The organism is Hydrogenophaga sp. SNF1 (assembly GCF_034421675.1).
Classification (GTDB): Bacteria; Pseudomonadota; Gammaproteobacteria; order Burkholderiales; family Burkholderiaceae_C; genus Hydrogenophaga; species Hydrogenophaga borbori.
The window spans coordinates 399,936-421,271 of record NZ_CP139793.1 but is presented as its reverse complement, the minus strand read 5'-3'; the positions used below and the strand labels follow the sequence as shown (position 1 = coordinate 421,271).

Genomic DNA, 21,336 nt, shown 5'->3' with positions numbered 1-21,336 from the left:
CATGAACACCCGCCCCTTCCAGCAAGTCGACGTCTTCACCGCCACCCCCTGCCTGGGCAACCCGCTCGCCGTGGTGCTCGACGGCGAGGGCCTGAGCACCGAACAGATGCAGACCTTCACCGACTGGACCAACCTGTCGGAATGCACCTTCGTGCTGCCGCCCACGCAGGCCGGCGCCGACTACCGCGTGCGCATCTTCTGCCCGGGGCGCGAGCTGCCCTTCGCCGGGCACCCGACCCTGGGCACGGCGCACGCCTGGCTCAGCGCGGGCGGGCGGCCCCAGGGCGATGAGATCGTGCAGGAGTGCGGCGTGGGCCTGGTGCGCATCCGCCGCGACGGCACGCGCCTGGCCTTCGCGGCCCCGCCCCGGCGCCGCGAGGGCCCGCTGGACGAGGCCGACGTGGCGCTCATCGCGCGCGGCCTGGGCATCGCGCGCGAGGACGTGCTGGCGCACAGCTGGTGCGACAACGGCCCGGGCTGGCGCGCCGTCATGCTGCGCAGCGCCGCGCAGGTGCTGGCGGTGAAGCCCGACGCCGCCGTGCTCGGCGGCCTCGACATCGGTGTGGTCGGGCCGCGCGGCAAGGTGGGCGTGGTCGGGCAACGCCCCGATGACCCCGAGCTGGCGTTCGAGGTGCGGGCCTTCTTCCCCGGCAACAACGGCATCGCCGAAGACCCGGTGACCGGCAGCCTGAACGCCGCGCTGGCGCAGTGGTTGATCGGCGCGGGCCTGGCGCCCGAGCGCTACGTGGCCAGCCAGGGCACCGCGCTGCGCCGCGCCGGGCGCGTGCACATTCAGCGCGCCGCCGACGGCACCATCTGGGTCGGCGGCGAATCGGTCAGCTGCGTGCGGGGCACGGTGCTGCTGTGAACGCCGCGTTCGACCACCTCGTGGTCGCGGCCGCCACGCTGGCCGAGGGCGTGGACTGGTGCGAAAGCGCCCTGGGCCGCACGCCCGCGCCGGGCGGCGCTCACGCGCTGTTCGGCACGCACAACCGCCTGCTGCGGCTCGACGGAGCCGAGCGCGCCTACCTCGAGCTGCTGGCCATCAACCCGGCGGCCACACCCACGCGCGCAGCGCCACTGCGGCGCTGGTTCGACCTGGACGATCCCGCGCTGCGCGAGCGCCTGCGCGCCCGCGGCCCGCAGCCCATCCACTGGGTCGCGCGCGTCGACGACATCGAGGCCGCGCGCGCCGCCTGGCTGGCACAGGGCATCGACCCCGGGCCGGTGCTCACCGCCTCGCGCGAAACGCCGCGCGGCCTGCTGCAGTGGCGCATCACCGTGCGCGACGACGGCGCGCGCGGCTTCGACGGCCTGTTGCCCACCCTGATCCAGTGGGGTGGCATCCACCCGGTTGCCACCCTGCCCGCCAGCGGCCTGCAATTGCGCGGGCTGCAACTGGCCCATCCGCGTGCGGCGGCGCTGAACACGGCCCTGGACGCCATCGGCATGCGCCTTCGCGTGCGCGAGGGCGAGGCCCTGATCAGCGCCCACCTGCACGACGGCCGGCAGGACCTGGACCTGCTGGCCAAGCCCTAAACCCCCGTCCATGAGCATCGTCCTACCTACCCTTGCCTGCATCGAAAAAGCCGCCGCCACGGTCTACCGCTCCTTCGCCGCCACGCCGCAGTACCGCTGGGCCACGCTGAGCGCGCGCCTGGGCACCGCCTGCTGGATCAAGCACGAGAACCACACCCCCGTGGGCGCCTTCAAGATCCGCGGCGGCCTTACCTACTTCGAGCACCTCGCGCGGCGCGGCGCGCTGCCGCGCGAGGTCATCTCCGCCACGCGCGGCAACCACGGCCAGAGCGTGGCCTGGGCCGCGCGCGCGCACGGCGTGGCCTGCACCATCGTCGTGCCGCACGGCAACTCAGTGGAGAAGAACGCCGCCATGCGCAGCCTGGGCGCCACGCTGATCGAGCACGGCGACGAGTTCCAGGCCGCGCGCGAGCACGCCGGCGCGCTGGCGGCCGAGCGCGGCGCGCACATGGTGCCGAGCTTTCACGCCGACCTGCTGAGCGGCGTGGCAACCGCCTGGTGGGAGTTCCTGCGCGCCGTGCCCGAACTCGACGTGGCCTACGTGCCCATCGGTCTGGGCTCGGGCGCGTGCTCGGCCATCGCCGCCAAGCGCGCGCTGGGCCACCGCGTGCGCATCGTGGGCGTGGTGAGCAGCGGCGCCACCACCTACGCCGACTCGCTGGCCGCGGGCCGCGTGGTACCGGCACCGGTGAGCACGGTGCTGGCCGACGGCATGGCCTGCCGCGTGGCCGAGGCCGACGCGCTGCCCCTGCTGGCCGACGGCCTGGACCACGTGGTGCCGGTGAGCGACGAGGCCGTGGCCGAGGCCATGCGCGCGCTGTTCGCCGACACGCACAACGTGGCCGAGGGCGCTGGCGCCGCGGCCTTCGCGGCGGCCTGGCAGGAGCGCGAGCGCTTGCGCGGCCAGGCGGTGGGCGCCGTGCTCAGCGGCGGCAACGTGGACAGCGAGGCCTTCGCGCGGGTGCTGGACGGCGCGGCCTTCGCGCGCGAGCTCAGTCGCTCGACTTGACCAGCCGCGCCACGATCTCGCAGAACTGCTCGACGGCGTCGGTCTTGAAGACCACCTCGCGCACGCCGGCGGCGCGCGCCTCGGCCTGCAGCTCGTCGGTGATGTAGCCCGAGGCCACGGCCACCGTCAGCCGTGGCTCGATGGTCAGCGCCTCGCGCGCGACCTCCAGGCCCGACATGCCGGGCATGTTGTAGTCGGTCAGCAGAAGGGCGAACTCGCCGGGCTTGTCGCGCAGCGCGGCCAGGGCGTCGGCCTGCACCGACAGGGCCGTCACGCGGTAGCCGCGCCGCTCCAGCAGGCGCCGCACCAGGAAGACGAGCGTGTCGTCGTCGTCGAGGTAGAGGATGTGGGGGGCGGCCTCCGGCGAGGCCGGGGCGTCGGGTCGGGGCTGAGGATTTTCCACGGCGGGCATTGTGACGGGTTTGTCTTCGGCTGTCGCTTCGTCGGCGGGCAGGGGCGGCAGCCACAGCGTGATGGTGGTGCCCTTCTGGGGCGTGCTGCACACCTCGATGTGGCCGCCGTGCGCCTCCACGAGGCCCAGCACCACGGACAGGCCCAGGCCGGTGCCCTGGCCCACGGGCTTGGTGGTGAAGAAGGGCTCGAACATGCGGCGCTGGACCCGCTCGTCCATGCCACAGCCATCGTCGATCACGCGCAGCCGCAGCGCGGGCAGGCCCGCCGCCCGGCAGGCCTGGGCCAGCGCCGGCGGCAGCCGCGCCTGCGACACGGGCAGGCTGTCCAGCGCGACTTCGATGCGCCCGCCGGCCGCGGGCAGCGCGTGCAGCGCGTTGGTGCCCAGGTTCACCAGCACCTGCTGCAGCTGGGTGGCGTCGCCCGAAACCTCGGGCAGAGGCGGCACGATGGTCTGCACCAGTTGCACCTGCGAGGGCAGCGCCGCGCGCAGCAGCGCGCAGGACTCCACCACCACCGCGGCCAGCGGCACGCGCGCGCGCGCCAGCGGCTGCTGGCGGCTGAACGTCAGGATCTGGCGCACCAGTTCGCGTCCGCGCCGCGCGGCGGTGCTGATCTCGCCCAGGCTTTCGTGCGCCCGCGCCTTGGCCGGCAGGTCCTCGCGCGCGAGGTCGGCGTTGCCCAGGATGGCGGTCAGGATGTTGTTGAAGTCGTGCGCCACGCCCCCGGCCAGCGTGCCCAGGGCCTGCATCTTCTGCGACTGCGACAACCGCGCCTCCAGCGCCTTCTGCTCCGACTGCGCGTCCTTCATGGCGGTGATGTCGATGAAGGTCAGGACCACGCGGCGCAGGCCACCCTGCGAATCGTTCTCGGGATAGCCGCTGCACAGCGCCCAGCGCAGGCGCGCGCCGCCATCGATCGGCAGGCCCACCACCACGTCGCGCACTGGCTGGCCGGTGATGAGCACGCGCTCGAAGGGCCGGTCGTGGCGCCGCAGCGGCTGGCCGTTCTCGTCCAGCATGAGCCAGCTCTCGTAGCTCGGCTCAGGCACCACGCCGTCCGCGCCCACCGCGCTCCAGGTGAGGAAGCGCCGCGCCGCGGTGTTCATGCGCCACAGCGTGTGGTCGGGGTGAAAGACCATCACGCCCGCGTCCAGGTTGTCCACCAGGCGCTGCAGGTCGGCTTCGCGCTGTCGCTGCACGGCGCGCGCGGCCTGGGCCTCGTCGCGCAGGCGCAGCATCAACAGGCACTGGAAGGCCAGCACGCACAGCAGGTAGGCGATCAGGAAGCAGAAGGTGAGCAGCGCCACCGAGGGCAAAAAGGGCCAGCGCAGCACCACCGCGATCAGCGCATAGCCCAGCAGGAGGGCCACCTGCAGCCACAGCACGCTTTCCAGTGCGCGGAACTCCGTCGGCGCCGGCCAGGGGCGGTGGGCGCGCGCGTCGCCGATCATGAGCAGCAGCAGGGCGACGTTGGTGCCCAGCCACAGCAGCTGGCGCGCGGGCAGGCTGTCGACGACCTCGATGAAAAACACGTTCACCGGCCACTGCACGAGCAACAGCAGCAACACGCCGGTCACCACGCGGCGCACCGACAGGCCCAGGTAGGCGCGGAAGCCCACCCACAGCAGCGCGAAGGTGAGCGAGAACAGCAGGTTGCTCAGCGGCATGCCCACCCAGCCGGGCAGCAGCGGGCGCGCCATCATGGCCGCCGCGGCGCTGGTGTGCGTGAGGCAGGCCAGCGCCCACCAGCCCAGGCCGCCCACGTGGCGCAGGCGCCGGTGCTGGGCCCAGAAGGCCAGGCCGATGACCACGTCGATGCCCGTCCACACCGCCAACAGCGTGGGCAGGTGAAACCACATGAGTTCGGGGATACCGGTGGCCATCGAAGGAAGGGGAACGCAGACCGGGCGCCGGCGACGCCTTTGGGAAGAAGGGCCGATTGCAGCACGCGCCCCCGCGCGCGGCGCCCGGATAAGCGGCACGAAAACGGTGCAAACCGCTCCCCCCGCGCGCGCCGCGCGGCAGATGGTGCGCTTTCGCACAGGTGACAGCCAGGGCCGGGTCCAGTCGCTGCCGGGACAAAAGCCGCCGCGGCCCGCCACCCAGAATCGCGCCATGGGAACGCTTTACCTCGTGCGACACGGCCAGGCCTCGTTCGGCGCCGCCGACTACGACCAGCTCAGCGAGCTGGGGCGGCGCCAGTCGCTGCGCCTGGGCCGCTACTGGGCCGAGCGCGGGCTGGGCCTCGACGCCGTGATCACCGGTTCGCTGCGGCGCCACCAGCAGACCTGGGCCGGCATCGCCGAAGGCGCCGGGCTGGCGCTGCAGCCGCTGGTGATGCCAGGCCTGAACGAGTACGACGCGGATGCGGTGATCCGCTGCGTGCACCCGCAGCCGCTGCCCAGGCCCGACACGCCCGAGCAGTACCGCCAGCATTTCCGCCTGCTGCGCGACGGCCTGACGCAGTGGATGGCGGGCACCGTGAGCCCGCAGGGCATGCCCAGCTACGACGGCTTCGCGCGCGGCGTGGCCGAGGCGCTGACGCACGTGCGCGGCGCGCACCATGGGAAGAACGTGCTGATCGTGTCCAGCGGGGGACCCATCGCCACCGCCGTGGGCCAGGTGCTGGGACTGAGCCCGGAGGCCAGCATCGAGCTGAACCTGCGCATTCGCAACAGCGCCGTGACCGAGCTGCAGTTCACGCCCAAGCGGCACAGCCTGCTGACCTACAACACGCTGCCGCACCTGGACGGCGCGGAGTACAGGGACTGGGTCACGTACGCCTGAGGTGTTTGCCGACCGCTGCTTCCGAGCTCGCGCCGACGGATGGCCTCTCGCGGTGGCCTCCCGCGAAGACCCCGCACCGACGGCTGGCGTGGGCCGGAGAACGGGCCCCCGCACCGTCGGCCCATGCGAAGCAGAGGCCCGCCACCCCCACCAACCAGCCGGCCCGCCAGATCAGGCCCCCCGAAGCGTGTCCCCTGGCAACTGGTCCATCTCCACCAGCAAGCGGGCCAACGCCCGCCCCGCCGCGTCGAGCAACGCACGGCCATTCTCCGCCGTGGCCGCGGCCGCATTGCCCGCCGCGCCCACCGGGTTGAGGTCCTGCGCCTGCCAGGCGAACTTCGCGCTGCGGCCGTTGCCCAGAATCTCGAAGCGCTGGGCGCGCTGCTCGCTGCTGGAGGCGAAGTTGCGCGCCAGCTCCATGCGCACCCGCCCCGGGTTGAGCACCCGCATGAGCGCGGTCTCGACCTCGCCCGCGTGCGCGCCGAAGCGCTGCTCGTGCGCGGAAAAGCGCGCGTTCACGTCCTGGCCATGGGCGTCGAGCAGCGGCAGCTGGAACCAGCTCGTGCTCACCACCAGCAGGCCCCGGCGCGCGCGCAGGTCGCGCGCCACGGGGTCCAGCAGGCCCACCTGGCCGCCGTGCGTATTGAAGATCAGCAGCTTCTTCACGCCCGCGTCGGCCACGCACTCGGCCAGCTCGGTCCACAGGCGCATCAGCGTGTCGGCCTTGAGCGTGAGCGTGCCCGCGAAGGCCGTGTGCTCGGGCGAGAACCCCACCGCCTGCAGCGGCAGGAACAGCGCGGGCAGATCGGCCGGCAGGTGCCCCTGTGCGGCCTCGATCACGCCGCGCGCGATGTCGGCATCCACCGACAGCGGCAGGTGCGGCCCGTGCTGTTCGGTGGCGGCCACGGGCAGCACGGCGATGGCGCGCCCGCGGTCGAGCGCAGCGAACTCGGCGCTGCCGAGGTCTTGCCAGTAACGCGAGGAGGGGGTGGCGGCGGACATCGCCCGATCTTACGGGCGCCGCCGCCCGCGGTTCAGCGGTAGAGCCAGCGGCGCGACCACGGCAGCTCCGCCGCCAGCCGGCCCGAGGGACGGCACAGCACCTGGAACAGCGCGATCTCGTCGTGCTCGAAGGCCCAGGCACAGCCAGCGAGGTAGACGCGCCAGATGCGCCAGGTCTTTTCGTCCACCATGGCGCGCAGCGCCGCGGCCTTGGCCTCGAAGCGCTCGCTCCACAGCCCGCAGGTGCGCGCGTAGTGGCGGCGCAGGTTTTCGATGTCGAAGGCCTCCAGGCCGCCCTCCTGCAGGGTGCGCAGCACGGTGGCGATGTGCGGCAGCTCGCCGTGAGGAAATACGTAGCGCTCGATGAAGCTGCCGCCGCCGTTGGCTGTCTCGCCGTCGTTGGCGTCGGTGCTGGTGATGCCGTGGTTCATGGCCCAGCCATCGGGCTTGAGCAGCTTTCGGATCTGCTGGAAGTACGGCACCAGGTGCTCCAGGCCCACGTGCTCGAACATGCCCACGCTGGTGATGCGGTCGAAGGGGCCGTCGGCGATGTCGCGGTAGTCCTGCAGGCGGATGTCGATGCGGTCCTGCAGGCCGGCGCGGCGCACGCGCTCGGTGGCCAACTCGAACTGGTTCTTCGACAGCGTCACGCCCACGCAGTGCGCGCCGAAGCGTTCGGCCGCGCGCAGCACCAGCGCGCCCCAGCCGCAGCCGATGTCGAGCAGGCGCTGGCCCGGCCGCAACTGGACCTTGCGCAGGATGTGGTCGATCTTCTTCTCCTGCGCCTCGTCCAGGCTTTCGTCGCCGTTCTCGAAGTAGGCGCAGGAATAGACCATGTTGCGGTCCAGCCACTCGCCATAGAAGGCGTTGGAGACGTCGTAGTGGTACTGGATGGCCTCGGAATCGGTCTCGCGCGTGTGCCGGAAGCTGCGCTTGATGCGTCCCATCAGGCCGCTCTCGGGCTGGGCGTGGTTGGCCAGGCCGTGCGCCGCCGCCAGCACGTCGCCCAGCGAGCCATCGACGTCGATCAGGCCTTCCACATAGGCGCGGCCCAGGGTGTCGAGGTTGGGGTCGATCAGCAGCGGCAGCCCGCTCGCGTCCTTCACGCGGATGGTGACCTGGGGGCGCTCGAAGCGGCCCAGGTCGATCGGCTCGCCGCCGTCGCGCCAGTACAGCCGCACCGGCAGGTTGACCTTGTCTTGCATGCGCCGTGCCCAGGGCATCAGCGCCATTTCCACGATTGCTCCCATGCAGGACCCCTCCAATGGTGGTATTGACGTCAAGCCAGTCCCGGTTTTACCGAAAAAACCGGCGCCGTGAACCGCCGATGACAAATCGACACCGGTCGCGGATGGGCAAAGGCCGTGCCCGGCAAAGGCCTCGGCGGAACTCGGGTGCCACCGCCCGCTCCTACCCGACGCGCGCAAGCGCCCGACAATCCCTCCCGTCATGACCCTGCCCCTATCCCTGGCCGCACGCGCGCGGCGCCTCCTGTTCGCCGCCCTGGGTGGCCTGGCGCTGAGCCTGCCCGTCGCCGCGCCGGCCCAGAACCTGGGCGCCATCATGAACGCGGCCCCGGCCGGCGTATTCCAATCGGATCAAACAAGGGCCGAGCTGCTGGCCCACGCGCCCGACGGCGCCGGCCCCGGGCGCACGGTCTGGCTGGGCCTGCGCCTGGACCACGCCCCGCACTGGCACACCTACTGGAAAAACCCCGGCGACTCGGGCCTGCCCACCGAGCTGCGCTGGACCCTGCCCGAGGGGGTGAGCGCGGGCGAGATTCACTGGCCCACGCCGCGCAAGTTCCCCATCGGCACCCTGGCCAACTACGGCTACGACGGCACGGTGGTGCTGCCCGTCCCGCTGAAGGTGAGCGACAACTTCCGTGGCAATGCCCTGGACGTCAAGCTGCAGGCGAGCTGGCTCGTCTGCCGCCAGGAATGCATCCCCGAAGAGGCCAGCTTCTCCCTGAGCCTGCCGGTCCAGGGCGGCAGCGCCGGGCACGGCGATCTGTTCGCCGCCATGCGCGAGGCCCGGCCACGCGAGCAGCCCGCCGGCGCCAGCCAGCTCGTGCCCGAGGACGGCTTCCTGCGCGTGGCGCTCGACGGCCTGCCCGCCGCCTGGCGCGGCCGCGACCTGGAGTTCTTCCCCGAACTCGGCGGCGTGATCGAACCTGGCGCGGCCTGGACCCAGGCCTGGGACGGCGCGCGCTGGACGGCACGCGTGCCGCTTTCGCCGCAGCGCTTCGACAGCCCGGCCAGCATGGACCTGGTGGTGGCACCGGCCCGGCCCGCCGGCGAGGGCCCGGGCGAGCCCGGCGCGCGCCTGGCCGCCGTGCCGGTGAACGGCGGCTGGCCGGCCGCCGCACCGCTGCCCACGGCCACCGTGCCCGACGCCCTGCAGGCCGCGCTGGACGCCAATGCCGCGCGCGCCTCGGCGGCCTCGCCCGGCGGCGCCACACCGGCCAGCGCGCTGACCCTGGGCGCGGCCCTGCTGGGTGCGCTCATCGGCGGCCTGATCCTCAACCTCATGCCTTGCGTGTTCCCGGTGCTGGCCATCAAGGTGACGGGCTTCGCCCAGCACGGTGGCGACGCGCGCGCGCACCGCGCCCATGGCCTGGCCTACACGGCGGGCGTGGTGCTGTCCTTCCTGGCGCTGGGCGGCCTGCTGCTGGCCCTGCGCGCGGCCGGCGAACAGCTCGGCTGGGGCTTCCAGCTGCAGAGCCCGGCCGTGGTGGCCGCGCTGGCCACGCTGTTCACCCTCATCGGCCTGAACCTCGCCGGCCTGTTCGAGTTCGGCAACGTGCTGCCCAGCCGCGTGGCCACGCTGCAGGCCCGCCACCCCACGGCCGACGCCTTCCTCACCGGTGTGCTGGCCACGGCCGTGGCCTCGCCCTGCACCGCGCCGTTCATGGGCGCCTCGCTGGGCCTGGCCATCGCCCTGCCGACGCCGCAGGCCCTGCTGATCTTCGGTGTGCTGGGCCTGGGCATGGCCCTGCCCTACCTGCTGGCCAGCGCCGTGCCCGCCGTGGCGCGCGCCCTGCCGCGCCCGGGGCCCTGGATGCAGCGCTTCAAGCAGTTCATGGCCTTCCCCATGTTCGCCACCGTGGTCTGGCTGCTGTGGGTGCTGGGCCAGCAGAGCGGCATCGACGGCGCGGCCGCGCTGCTCATGCTGCTGGTGGCGCTGGCGCTGGCCATCTGGTCCCTGGGCCTGCGCGGCCGGGGGCGGGTGGTGATGGGCGGCCTGTCGCTGGCGGCGCTGCTGGCGCTGGCCCTGGGCATCGGCCCCAGCGTGCTGCGCGCGCCGGAGGAAGCCGCCGCCGCGCGCACCGACACCGGCGTGGCCGGCCTGGCCTGGGAGACCTGGAGCCCGCAGCGCCAGGCCGAGTTGCTGGCGCAGGGCCGCCCGGTGTTCGTCGACTTCACGGCGGCCTGGTGCGTCACCTGCCAGTACAACAAGCGCACCACGCTGGCCGATGAGCGCGTGTTGGCCGACGCCGCCGGCAAGAACGTGGCGCTGCTGCGTGCCGACTGGACGCGCCGCGACCCCACGGTGACGCAGGCCCTGGCCGGGCTGGGCCGCAATGGCGTGCCGGTGTACGCGCTCTACAAAACCGGTCAGCCGGTGCAGGTGCTGACCGAGGTGCTGCGCGTGGACGAGGTCCGCGCGGCGCTGGCGGCGCTCTGAGCGGCGGCTGTTTCGCTCCCAGACCTCGCGCTGACGACGGGCGAGGTCGGATTCCAACGGCCCAGCACTCGAAGGGTGTTTGGTTTTCGTTGGCTGGCCTGTCCGTCTCGGGGACGGCGGTGTGGGTGCCCGGGCGGTCGCCCGCGAGCGTGGGCCGGAGAACGGGCACCCACACCGGCGCCCCATGCGAAGCAGAAGCCAGAAGGCAAGGCAAAGGGCAAGGCCCCAGCCAAGCAAGAAGCCCACCCCATCCGTCCCCCGGCCCCCCAAGGGGATAATCCCCCGGCCTTTACATACCCCCGCCCGGCATCCAGAGACCCCATGCCCTTTGCCCCCCTGAAGAACGACAGCTTCCTGCGCGCCTGCCTGCGCCAGTCCACGGCCCACACCCCCGTGTGGCTCATGCGCCAGGCCGGCCGCTACCTGCCCGAGTACCGCGCCACGCGCGCCCAGGCCGGCAGCTTCATGGGCCTGGCCACCAACGTCGACCACGCCACCGAGGTCACCCTGCAGCCGCTGGAACGCTACCCGCTCGACGCCGCCATCCTCTTCTCCGACATCCTCACCGTGCCCGACGCCATGGGCCTGGGCCTGTCCTTCGCGATCGGCGAGGGACCCAAGTTCGAAAAGACCGTGCGCACCGAGGCCGACGTCGCCGCGCTGGCCGTGCCCGACATGGACAAGCTGCGCTACGTCTTCGACGCCGTCACCTCCATCCGCAAGGCCCTGGACGGCCGCGTGCCCCTGATCGGCTTTTCCGGCAGCCCCTGGACCCTGGCCTGCTACATGGTCGAAGGCGGCGGCTCCGATGACTACCGCCTGGTCAAGTCGCTCATGTACTCGCGGCCCGACCTGATGCACCGCATCCTCGCCACCAACGCCGACGCCGTGGCCGTCTACCTGAACGCACAGATCGAGGCCGGCGCGCAGGCGGTGATGATCTTCGACAGCTGGGGCGGCGTGCTCGCCGACGGCGCCTTCCAGGCCTTCAGCCTCGCCTACACGAAACGCGTGCTCTCGCAACTGAAGCGCGAGCACGAGGGCGCCACCATCCCACGCATCGTCTTCACCAAAGGCGGCGGGCTGTGGCTGGACGACATGAAGCCGCTCGACTGCGAGGTGCTGGGCCTGGACTGGACCGTCTCGCTGGCCCGCGCGCGCGCGCAGGTGGGCGAAGGTCCCGGGGCCAAGGCCCTGCAAGGCAACATCGACCCCAACGTGCTGTTCGCCCCGCCCGCGGCCATCGAGGCCGAGGTGGTCAAGGTGCTGGAGAGCTTCGGCCGCCCGCACACCGGCCCGGGCACCGGCCCCACGCACATCTTCAACCTGGGCCACGGCATCAGCCAGCACACCCCGCCCGAGCACGTGAGCGCGCTGGTCGACGCCGTGCATTCGCATTCGCGCCGGCTGCGCCAGACGGCCTGATGGCGCGGCGGAACACGCTCCCATTTCAGGAGTGCGACGACCGGCGGCCCCGTGTCATCACCCGGTCATCGCGGCCCACTTAGCACAAAAAGGGCCACAAAAAGTGCTTGACAGGCGCCAGTTATGCACAAAATTTGTGCTGCGGTGCGCCATCCCTCAGCAGCCCCCTGCGGCGCGGGCACGCCCCAGGGAGGATTCCGTAAGCCATTGATTCATAAGCGCTTTGTCCGCTGCCTTTTTTTGAGGCAGTTTAAGCAAAGCCTTGATTTGCAAGGGCTGCGAGCCCACAGGGGCAGACTATCAACAAAGTTATCCACAGAAGCTTTGGATATGTCCGCCAAGGCTTTTACATCAAGCACTTAGCGCCGATTTCGCCGACGAACGTGAGGAACTACCGCTAAACATGTGTCACTGGCCTGCCGTGGTCGTGGCCACCCCCGCGCACAGCGGGGTGGGCGACGCCCTGAGCTACCGCAGCGAACGCGCCCTGGCGCCCGGCACGCTGGTGCGCGTGCCCCTGGGCGCGCGCGAGGTCCTGGGCATCGTGTGGCGCAACGACGACGCGCCGCCCGAGGGCCTGGCCGAGGGGCAGGCGCGCGACGTGGCCCAGGTGCTGGACGCCCTGCCCCCGCTGGACGCCGCCTGGCGAGACCTGGTGGGCTTCGCGGCGCGCTACTACCAGCGGGCCCTGGGCGAGGTGGCCCTGGCCGCGCTGCCGCCGCCACTGCGCGAACTGGACCCGAGCCAGCTGGCGCGCCGGCTCAAGCGCCCCGCGCGCGCCGCGCCGGCCGCCGTGGACCCCGACAGCGCCCGCGCGCTCACGCCGGAGCAGGCCGCCGCGCTGGAGGCCCTGTCCGCCGCCGACACCGCCCCCGCCCTGCTGTTCGGCGCCACCGGCAGCGGCAAGACCGAGGTCTATCTGCAGGCCACCGCGCGCACGCTGGCGGCCGACCCCAGCGCCCAGGCCCTGATCCTGGTACCGGAGATCAACCTCACGCCGCAGCTCGAGGCGCGTTTTCGCGCCCGCTTTGGCGACGAGGCCGTGGTCTGCCTGCACAGCGGCATGACGCCCGCGCAGCGCCTGGCGGCCTGGATCGCCGCGCACACCGGGCGCGCGCGCATCGTGCTGGGCACGCGGCTGGCGGTGTTCGCCAGCCTGCCCGGCCTGCGGCTGGTCGTGGTCGACGAGGAGCACGACCCCAGCTACAAGAGCCAGGACGGCGCGCGCTACTCGGCGCGCGACCTCGCCATCTACCGCGGCAAATTGCAGAACGCGCGCGTGCTGCTGGGCTCGGCCACGCCCTCGCTGGAGAGCTGGCACGCCAGCGAGCAGGGACGCTACCGGCGCCTGGCCATGGCCGCGCGCATCGGCGGCGGCTCGCTGCCGCGCCTGCGCCTGGTCGACATGAACCACCAGCCCAAGGGCGCGCTGATCGCGCCGCCGCTGCTGGCGGCCATGGGCGAGCGCATCGCGCGCGGCGAGCAGTGCCTGGTGCTGATCAACCGGCGCGGCTACGCGCCCGTGCTCGCCTGCCACGCCTGCGGCTGGAAAAGCGGCTGCCCGCACTGCAGCGCCTACCGCGTCTTCCACAAGCTGGACCGCACCCTGCGCTGCCACCACTGCGGCTTCACCCAGCGCGTGCCTCGCGCCTGCCCGGACTGCGGCAACCTCGACATCGAGCCCGTGGGGCGCGGCACCGAGCAGGTGGAGGAGCAACTCGCCGGCCTGCTGGCGGACGTGAAGCGCCCCGACGGCGGCCCGGTGCGCGTGGCGCGCATGGACGCCGACACCACCAAGGCCAAGGGCAGCCTGGAAGCGCAGCTGGCCGCCCTGCACGCCGGCGAGGTGGACGTGCTGGTGGGCACGCAGATGATCGCCAAGGGGCACGACTTCCGCCGCATCACCCTGGTGGCGGCCGTGCAGCCCGACGCCGCGCTGTTCGCGGCCGACCACCGCGCGCCCGAGCGCCTGTTCGCGCTGCTCATGCAGGCCGGCGGGCGCGCCGGGCGCGACGCCGCGCACAGCGGCGCGGCCGAGCTCTGGGTGCAGACCTGGAACCCCGAACACCCGCTGTTCGCGCACCTGCGCACGCACGACTTCGCCGCTTTCGCCAGCGGCGAGCTGGCCGAGCGCGAAGCGGCCGGCATGCCGCCCTTCGCCCACCAGGCGCTGCTGCGCGCCGATGCGCGCACGCAGGAGGCCGCGCAGGCCTTCCTGAACGCGGCCGCCACCGCCACGCAGGACCTGCCGCACCGCGAGGCGGTGACGCTGTTCCCGGCGGTGCCGCTCACCATCCAGCGCGTGGCCAATGTGGAACGCGCGCAGCTGCTGGTGGAAAGCCCCTCGCGCGCGGCGCTGCAGCGCTTCCTGGCCGCCTGGCAGCCGGTGCTGCTGCAATGCCGCGGCCTGCCCGAGGCACGCGGCCTGATCCGCTTCGCGGTGGACGTGGACCCGCTGTCCCTATGAGCCGGCGAGCGCCTCCAGCGGCGCAATGGTGCACAGGGCCTCCACCGTCATCACCACGTCGCGGATCTTGAACGGCTGCAGCAGCAGCCGGCGGATGCCCAGGGCCTTGAGGCGCTGCACCACCTCGGCGTTGGCGCTCGCGGCCATCACCGCCACCGGCATCTCCGGCCGCGCCTCGCGCAGCCGCGCGACCAGGGCCAGCGCGGCCTCGCCCTCGGCCAGCGAGATCAGCAGCGCCGCCATGCGCTGCGCCTGCAGCATCTGCTGGCCGATGGCCAGGCTGGCGGCCTGGTGCACCTGGGCCAGGTCCAGGCCGCGGCAGACGCTCGTGACGGTGCTGCGCACCATGCGGTCCGGCTCGATCAACAGCAGCTGCGGCAGGTTGCCCTGCACGGTGGTGACGGTCATGAGGCGACCTCCTCGCGGCGCACCAGCTCATCGACCACCAGATCGCGCAGCGAGCACAGGATGCTCAGGCCCAGCCGGTCGATCCGTCGCGGCCGGCGGTCCATGATGCACAGCGTGCCCACCGCCGGCCCCCAGGGCATGCGCAGCACCGCGCCCGCGTAGAAGCGGATCCAGGGCGGGCCCACCACCTGGGGGTTGTCGCGGAAACGCTCGTCCTTGAGCGCGTCGGGCACCACCAGGGTCTGGCGCTCCAGGATGGCGTGGCCGCAGAAGGACACGTCGCGCGGGGTCTCGCGCTGGTCCAGGCCGAAGTTGGACTTGAACCACTCGCGGTCGCGGTCCACGAAGGAGACGGTGGCCATGGGCACGTCGAACTCGTTCATGGCAAAACGCGTCAGCCGATCGAAGCGCTCCTCGGCCGGCGTGTCGAGCAGCAGCAATTCGCGCAGCGCCTGCAGGCGGATGTCCTCGTCGCTGGGGATAGGGGCGGTGATCATGGCGCAATCCCGGGCACGGACGAAGTGCCCATGCCCGGGATATCGGCCGCCCGCGCCGGGGCTTGAGCCCGGCGCACCGGCCTCAGGCCAGGTCGAAACGGTCCAGGTTCATCACCTTGACCCAGGCGGCCACGAAGTCCTTGACGAACTTGTCCTTGCCGTCGGCGCTGGCGTAGACCTCGGCCAGGGCGCGCAGCACCGAGTGGGAGCCGAACACCAGGTCGACGCGGCTGCCGGTCCACTTCACCGCGCCCGTCTTGCGGTCGCGGCCCTCGAAGTGCTCACCCGCCGGCCCCCAGGCCGTGGCCATGTCGAGCAGGTTGACGAAGAAGTCGTTCGTCAGCGTGCCCGGCCTGGCGGTGAGCACGCCGAGCTTGCCGCCGTCGAAGTTGGCGCCCAGCACGCGCAGGCCGCCGACCAGCGCCGTCATTTCCGGCGCGGTGAGCGTGAGCAGCTGGGCCTTGTCGACCAGCAGGTGCTCGGCCGGCACCTCGGAGCGGGCCTTGAGGTAGTTGCGGAAGCCGTCGGCAAACGGCTCCAGGTACGAGAAGGACTCGACGTCGGTCTGCTCGGCCGTGGCGTCCACGCGGCCCGGCGCGAAGGGCACCTCCAGCGGGGTGCCGGCGGCCTTGGCGGCCAGCTCGATGCCCACGCCGCCGGCCAGCACGATCACGTCGGCCAGCGAGAGCTTGCCGCTGGCTTTCTGGATGGCCTCCAGCTTGGGCAGGGTCTTGGCCGCGACGGCATTGACGGCCCAGTCCTTCTGCGGCGCCAGGCGGATGCGCGCGCCGTTGGCGCCGCCGCGCTTGTCCCCACCGCGGAAGGTGGAGGCCGAGGCCCAGGCCGTGGCCACCAGGTCGGACACGGCAATGCCCGCGGCGGCGATCCTGGCCTTGGCGTCGGCGATGTCGGCCGCCGTGGGCTTGTGCGTGGGCGCCGGCAGCGGGTCCTGCCAGATCAGGTCTTCCTTCGGCACCTCGGGGCCCAGGTAGCGCGACTTCGGCCCCAGGTCGCGGTGCGTCAGCTTGAACCAGGCGCGCGCGTAGGCGTCGGCGAAAGCCTGCGGGTCGTTGAGGAACTTGCGCGAGATCTTCTCGTAGGCCGGATCGAAGCGCAGCGACAGGTCGGTCGTCAGCATGGTGGGCTTGCGCTTGGGCGAGTCGGGCGTGGGGCCGGGGATGATGGCCTCGGCGTCCTTGGCCTCCCACTGGATGGCGCCGGCCGGGCTCTTGGTCTTCACCCACTCGTACTTGAAGAGGAACTGGAAGAAGTCGTTGCTCCAGCGCACCGGGGTGCTGGTCCAGGTGACCTCCAGCCCCGAGGTGATGGTGTCCTTGCCCTTGCCGCTGCCGAACTTGTTCTCCCAGCCGAAGCCCTGGGCCTCCAGCGCGGCGGCCTCAGGCTCGAGGCCGACGTTGCTGGCCGGTCCCGCGCCGTGGGTCTTGCCCAGCGTGTGGCCGCCGGCGATCAGCGCCACGGTTTCCTCGTCGTCCATGGCCATGCGCTTGAAGGTTTCGCGGATGTCCTTGGCCGCCGCGAGCGGATCGCCGTTGCCGTCCGGGCCTTCGGGGTTGACGTAGATCAGGCCCATCTGCACGGCGCCCAGCGGGTTCTCCAGGTCGCGCTCGCCGGGCTTGTTGTGCGAATAGCGGCTGTTGGGCGTGCCACTGCCGGCCAGCCAGGTGGTCTCCTTGCCCCAGTACACGTCCTGATCGGGTTCCCACACGTCCTCGCGGCCGGCGGCGAAACCGAAGGTGCGGAAACCCGAGTTCTCCAGGGCCACGTTGCCGGCCAGGACCATCAGGTCGCCCCAGGAGATCTTCTGGCCGTATTTCTGCTTGATGGGCCACAACAGGCGGCGGGCCTTGTCCAGGCTCACGTTGTCGGGCCAGGAGTTCAGCGGCGCGAAGCGCTGCTGGCCGCGCCCGGCGCCGCCGCGGCCGTCGCCCACGCGGTAGGTGCCGGCCGCATGCCAGGCCATGCGCACCATCAGGCCCGCGTAGTTGCCGAAGTCGGCCGGCCACCAGTCCTGCGAGTCCGTCATCAGTCGGTTGAGATCGGCCTTGAGGGCCTTGTAGTCGAGCTTCTTGAATTCCTCGGCGTAGTTGAAGGCGGCGCCCAGGGGGTTGGACCGGTTGGAGTGCTGGTTCAGCAGGTCCAGGCGCAGCTGGTTGGGCCACCAGTCCTTGTTGGACGTGCCGCCGCCAGCGGCGGGGTGGAAGGGGCACTTGGCTTCTGACATCGTGGTCTCCTGGTGGGGGTTGGTGTGGGTCGCGCGCAGCGGCAATGAGCTCAGTGCGCCAGCGGCAGGCAGGCGAGGCGCTCGATCCACTGCGCGAAGGCGCTGCCTGGCGAAGGGGTGGTGCTCATGGTGCAACTCCTGGAAGCGACCGAGGCATTCTGGTCAGGCCGCTGGACCAAGTCCACCTAATAGATTGAATGTTATCGATAGTTCATGACTATCGATGACTGCCTGCCGCCCGGGGCGCCGCTTCAGGTCAGCAGCGTGACGGCGCCCGAGAACGTGAGGAAGGCCGCCGCGGTGGTGACCAGGATGATGCGGGCGATGCGCCCGTTGTCGGCGCCAAAGCGCTCGGCCAGCAACGAGACGTTGCTGGCGCTGGGCAGGGCCGCGGTGAGCACCATCACCGTGAGCGCGGCCGTGGACAGGCCCAGGCCCAGGCGGATCGCCACCAGGCCCGTGCCCAGCACCAGCAGCGGGTGCACGACGAGCTTCATCACCGCCACCGGCAGGTAGTCGCTGGTGGGCATGGGGTGGTTGGCCGTCATCTGCGCGCGCGCCAGCACGGCGCCGATGGTGAACAGCGCCACCGGCGAGGCCGCGTCGGCCAGCAGCCAGACGGTCTTCTCCACCGGCACCGGCAGGCGGAAGGCCCAGGCCGAGGCCACGCCACCCAGGCCGATGGCCCAGGGCATGGGGTTGGTGAGCACGCCGCGCAGCGCCTTGCGCGCGGCGCCGAACACGGCGGCGCGGCCGCTGCCGCCGGCCCCGTCCAGGCGCGACAGCGCGATGCACAGCGAGCTGGTGACCACCATGTCCACCACCATGGTGAGGATCACCGTGCCGGCGGCCAAATCGCCCAGCAGGGCCACGATGAGGGGCACGCCCATGAAGCCCGAGTTGGGAAAGGCGGCCACCAGCGCGCCGAAGGCGGCGTCGTTCCAGCGGATGCGCGGGTTCAGCGTGAAGGCGATGGTGGCCGCCACCACCAGCAGCCCGCACAGCAGGTACAGGCCGGCGACGCGGGCGTCCAGCAGCTGCGCGATCGGCGTGGTGGAGCCGAAGCGGTACAGCATGCAGGGCAGCGCAAAGAACAGCACGAAGCCGTTGAGCCCGGGAATGGCCTCCAGCGGCAGCAGGCGCCGCCGCGCGGCCAGGTAGCCGGCGAGCACGAGCGCGAAGAAGGGAAAGGTGACCAGCAGGACGTGCAGCACGGGCGGGATTGTGTCAGCCCCCCGGCGGGCCGCGGTTGGGGCTGACCCGGGCGCGACACCCCTGGCCGCTATGATCCCCCGCTTTGCCTCGCTGCCTCCCATGTCCGCCGGTCTGAACCTCGCCCAGCTTGAAGCCGTGAACCACCTGGGCGGGCCCTGTCTGGTGCTGGCGGGGGCCGGGTCGGGCAAGACGCGCGTGATCACGCACAAGATCGCGCGGCTGATCCAGGCCGGGCTCGAGGCCAACCGCATCGCGGCCATCACCTTCACCAACAAGGCCGCGGCCGAGATGCGCGAGCGCGCCGGCCACCTGGTCGGGCGCGAGGCCAAGAAGGTGCTGGTGTGCACCTTCCACGCCCTGGGCGTGCGCCTGCTGCGCGAGGACGGCGAGGTGCTGGGCCTGAAGAAGCAGTTCAGCATCCTCGACACCGACGACATCACCAGCCTGCTCAAGGACTGCGGCACCACCACCGACGCCGCCACCGCGCGCCAGTGGCAGTGGACCATCAGCGCCTGGAAGAGCGCCGGCCTGAACGGCGCCGCCGCACTGGCCCAGGCGCGCGACGAGCACGAGCGCACCACGGCGCTGATCATGCAGCGCTACGAGGAGCGCCTGGTGGCCTACCAGGCGGTGGACTTCGACGACCTCATCGCCCTGCCGCTCAAGCTGCTGGGCGAGCACGCCGAGGTGCGCGAGAAGTGGCAGAAGAAGATGGGCCACGTGCTGGTGGACGAATACCAGGACACCAACGCCACGCAGTACGAGCTGCTCAAGCTGCTGGTGGGCGAGCGCGCGCGCTTCACCGCCGTGGGCGACGACGACCAGTCCATCTACGGCTGGCGCGGCGCCACGCTGGACAACCTCAAGCGCCTGCCGCAGGACTTCCCCGAACTCAAGGTCATCAAGCTGGAGCAGAACTACCGCTCCACCAGCGCCATCCTGCGCGCGGCCAACAACGTCATCGGCCCCAACCCCAAGCTCTTCCCCAAGACGCTGTGGAGCGAACTGGGCGAGGGCGAGCCGGTGCGCGTGGTGGACGCCGACAACGAGGAGCACGAGGCCGAGCGCGCGGTGGCGCGCATCCAGAGCCTGCGCGCCAGCTCCCCCCACAAGGAGTGGCGCGACTTCGCCATCCTCTACCGCGCCAACCACCAGGCGCGCACCTTCGAGCAGTCATTGCGCCGCGCACAGATCCCGTACAAGGTGTCGGGCGGCCAGAGCTTCTTCGACAAGGCCGAGATCCGCGATCTCTGCGCCTGGCTGCGCCTGCTCACCAACAACAACGACGACCCGGCCTTCCTGCGCTCGGCCACCACGCCCAAGCGCGGCATCGGCCACACCACGCTGCAGCAGCTGGGCAACTTCGCCACGCAGTACAAGCTGAGCCTGTTCGAGGCCCTGTTCTCGCACTCGCTGCCCAGCGCGGTGTCCAACCGCGCCATCGGCGCGCTGCACGAGTTCGGCCGCCAGGTGAACGACCTCGAGTACCGCGCGCGGCACACCGTCGGGCACGAGGCGGCGCGCAGCTTCCTCACCGAATGGCTCAAGGACATCGGCTACGAGCAGCACCTGTACGACAACGAGGACAACGACAAGGTGGCCGCCGCGCGCTGGACCAACGTGATGGAGTTCTGCGACTGGGTGGCCGGGCGCTGCGGCGGAAAGATCGAGGACGAGGGCGGCACCACCACCGAGACCGAACGCAAGACCCTGCTCGAGGTCGTGCAGACCATCGCGCTGATCTCCACCTTGTCCGAGCGCGAGCAGGACCAGAACGTGGTGACGCTGTCCACCCTGCACGCGTCCAAGGGCCTGGAATGGCCGCACGTGACACTGGCCGGCGTGAACGAAGGCCTGCTGCCGTTCAAAGTGGACGACGACGAGCTGAGCGGCGAGGTGCAGCAGCAGCGCATCCAGGAGGAGCGCCGGCTGATGTACGTGGGCATCACGCGCGCGCAGCGCACGCTGGCCGTGAGCTGGCTCAAGCGCCGCAAGAAGGGCCGCGAAAGCGTGCCCGGGGCGGCCAGCCGCTTCATCGCCGAGATGGCGCTGGACAAGGCCACCGTGAAGGAAGACCCGCGCGAAAAGCTCAAGGCCCTGCGCGCGGAGTTCGCCAAGCGCGCGCAGGACGGCAGCGCCGAACAGAAGGCGACGGCCTGATGCGGCGCGCGCTGACCGCCATCGCGCTGGGCCTGCTGCCGGCCTGGGCGGCCGCGCAGGCCCCGGCCACCTGCACCGTGCCCGACCAGCTGCCGCCGGCGCGCCTGAGCGGCGAGTGGAGCGCCCGCTTCTGGGACGAGGGCGGATCGCCCGAGCGCCCGAGCGACAGCGGCGTGCTGCACCTGGAGCGCCACCCCGAATACGGGGGCAGCGTGCGCGGGGAGCTGCGGCGCGGCACCGGCGAGCGGGTGCGCCGCTCCATCGTGTCGGGCGACGTCACCGACGGCGAGTTCCACTTCGACGAGTCCGACGACGGCGTCGGCATGGCGGCGGTGTGGAGCGGCGTGGCCGAGGACTGCGGCGGACGCCTGAGCATCACCGGCACGCGCCGCCCCAGCGAGACCGCCCGCGCGCCCGAGCCGGTGCTGCGGTTCCGCCTGGACAAGGCCCCGGGCTGGCGCTGAGGCCCCGGGCCGCCTCAGGCG

16 protein-coding genes are annotated in these 21,336 nt (G+C 71.9%); 9 read left to right on the top strand and 7 right to left on the bottom strand.

What is annotated here, in order from left to right; genetic code table 11:
• The first annotated feature begins 1 nt into the window (after position 1).
• The 3 genes from SOM08_RS02035 to SOM08_RS02025 are packed head-to-tail and all read left to right on the top strand — an operon-like array spanning position 2 to position 2,548.
• A complete protein-coding gene (locus SOM08_RS02035; RefSeq protein WP_322469965.1) occupies positions 2-868 on the top strand; it encodes a PhzF family phenazine biosynthesis protein in 867 nt (288 codons plus the stop codon).
• A complete protein-coding gene (locus tag SOM08_RS02030) occupies positions 865-1,539 on the top strand; it encodes a VOC family protein (protein WP_116958582.1) in 675 nt (224 codons plus the stop codon). The genes SOM08_RS02035 and SOM08_RS02030 overlap by 4 nt, the downstream gene beginning before the upstream one ends.
• A gap of 10 nt (positions 1,540-1,549) precedes the next feature.
• Entirely contained in the window at positions 1,550-2,548 is a 999-nt protein-coding gene (locus tag SOM08_RS02025) for a threonine dehydratase (RefSeq protein ID WP_116958581.1), read from the top strand.
• On the opposite strand, the gene SOM08_RS02020 is transcribed toward SOM08_RS02025, so the two are convergent.
• Positions 2,532-4,844, bottom strand: a complete 2,313-nt coding sequence (locus SOM08_RS02020; RefSeq protein ID WP_181936458.1) for an ATP-binding protein — start codon at positions 4,842-4,844, stop codon at positions 2,532-2,534. The two genes, SOM08_RS02025 and SOM08_RS02020, sit on opposite strands and share 17 nt — an antisense overlap.
• A gap of 232 nt (positions 4,845-5,076) precedes the next feature.
• On the opposite strand from SOM08_RS02020, the gene SOM08_RS02015 reads away from it, so the two are divergent.
• Positions 5,077-5,748, top strand: coding sequence for a histidine phosphatase family protein (locus SOM08_RS02015; RefSeq protein ID WP_116958579.1), 672 nt, complete (start codon positions 5,077-5,079; stop codon positions 5,746-5,748).
• A 171-nt stretch (positions 5,749-5,919) separates the two neighbouring features.
• On the opposite strand, the gene SOM08_RS02010 is transcribed toward SOM08_RS02015, so the two are convergent.
• Entirely contained in the window at positions 5,920-6,750 is an 831-nt protein-coding gene (locus tag SOM08_RS02010) for a creatininase family protein (RefSeq protein WP_116958578.1), read from the bottom strand.
• Positions 6,751-6,782: 32 nt separating this feature from the next.
• Positions 6,783-8,000 carry an SAM-dependent methyltransferase gene (locus SOM08_RS02005; RefSeq protein ID WP_116958577.1) on the bottom strand — a complete coding sequence of 406 codons (1,218 nt, stop codon included), beginning with the start codon at positions 7,998-8,000 and terminating at the stop codon, positions 6,783-6,785.
• A gap of 199 nt (positions 8,001-8,199) precedes the next feature.
• Between SOM08_RS02005 and SOM08_RS02000 the strand changes: the two genes are divergently transcribed.
• The 3 genes from SOM08_RS02000 (at position 8,200) to priA (ending at position 14,329) form a co-directional block, all read left to right on the top strand.
• Positions 8,200-10,437 (top strand): protein-disulfide reductase DsbD family protein, encoded by a 2,238-nt coding sequence (locus SOM08_RS02000; RefSeq protein ID WP_116958576.1) that lies wholly within the window; start codon positions 8,200-8,202, stop codon positions 10,435-10,437.
• A gap of 321 nt (positions 10,438-10,758) precedes the next feature.
• Positions 10,759-11,862: a uroporphyrinogen decarboxylase gene (gene hemE, locus SOM08_RS01995; protein WP_322469964.1), complete on the top strand. Its 1,104-nt coding sequence runs from the start codon at positions 10,759-10,761 to the stop codon at positions 11,860-11,862.
• A 403-nt stretch (positions 11,863-12,265) separates the two neighbouring features.
• Entirely contained in the window at positions 12,266-14,329 is a 2,064-nt protein-coding gene (gene priA / locus SOM08_RS01990) for a replication restart helicase PriA (protein WP_322469963.1), read from the top strand.
• Here the strand turns inward: priA and SOM08_RS01985 are convergent.
• The 4 genes from SOM08_RS01985 to SOM08_RS01970 form a co-directional block, all read right to left on the bottom strand.
• A complete protein-coding gene (locus SOM08_RS01985; protein WP_116958573.1) occupies positions 14,324-14,737 on the bottom strand; it encodes a response regulator in 414 nt (137 codons plus the stop codon). The two genes, priA and SOM08_RS01985, sit on opposite strands and share 6 nt — an antisense overlap.
• Positions 14,734-15,234: a GAF domain-containing protein gene (locus SOM08_RS01980; protein WP_116958572.1), complete on the bottom strand. Its 501-nt coding sequence runs from the start codon at positions 15,232-15,234 to the stop codon at positions 14,734-14,736. The genes SOM08_RS01985 and SOM08_RS01980 overlap by 4 nt, the downstream gene beginning before the upstream one ends.
• A gap of 82 nt (positions 15,235-15,316) precedes the next feature.
• Positions 15,317-17,476, bottom strand: coding sequence for a catalase/peroxidase HPI (gene katG / locus SOM08_RS01975; protein ID WP_116958571.1), 2,160 nt, complete (start codon positions 17,474-17,476; stop codon positions 15,317-15,319).
• Between the two features lie 251 nt (positions 17,477-17,727).
• Positions 17,728-18,690: an AEC family transporter gene (locus SOM08_RS01970; RefSeq protein ID WP_116958570.1), complete on the bottom strand. Its 963-nt coding sequence runs from the start codon at positions 18,688-18,690 to the stop codon at positions 17,728-17,730.
• A 100-nt stretch (positions 18,691-18,790) separates the two neighbouring features.
• Here SOM08_RS01970 and SOM08_RS01965 point away from each other — a divergent pair, with 100 nt between their 5' ends.
• The gene (locus tag SOM08_RS01965; protein ID WP_116958569.1) at positions 18,791-20,851 is read left to right on the top strand and encodes an ATP-dependent helicase; all 2,061 of its coding nucleotides are present in this window, start codon (positions 18,791-18,793) and stop codon (positions 20,849-20,851) included.
• The gene (locus SOM08_RS01960; protein ID WP_116958568.1) at positions 20,851-21,315 is read left to right on the top strand and encodes a hypothetical protein; all 465 of its coding nucleotides are present in this window, start codon (positions 20,851-20,853) and stop codon (positions 21,313-21,315) included. The genes SOM08_RS01965 and SOM08_RS01960 overlap by 1 nt, the downstream gene beginning before the upstream one ends.
• Positions 21,316-21,336 lie beyond the last annotated feature (21 nt).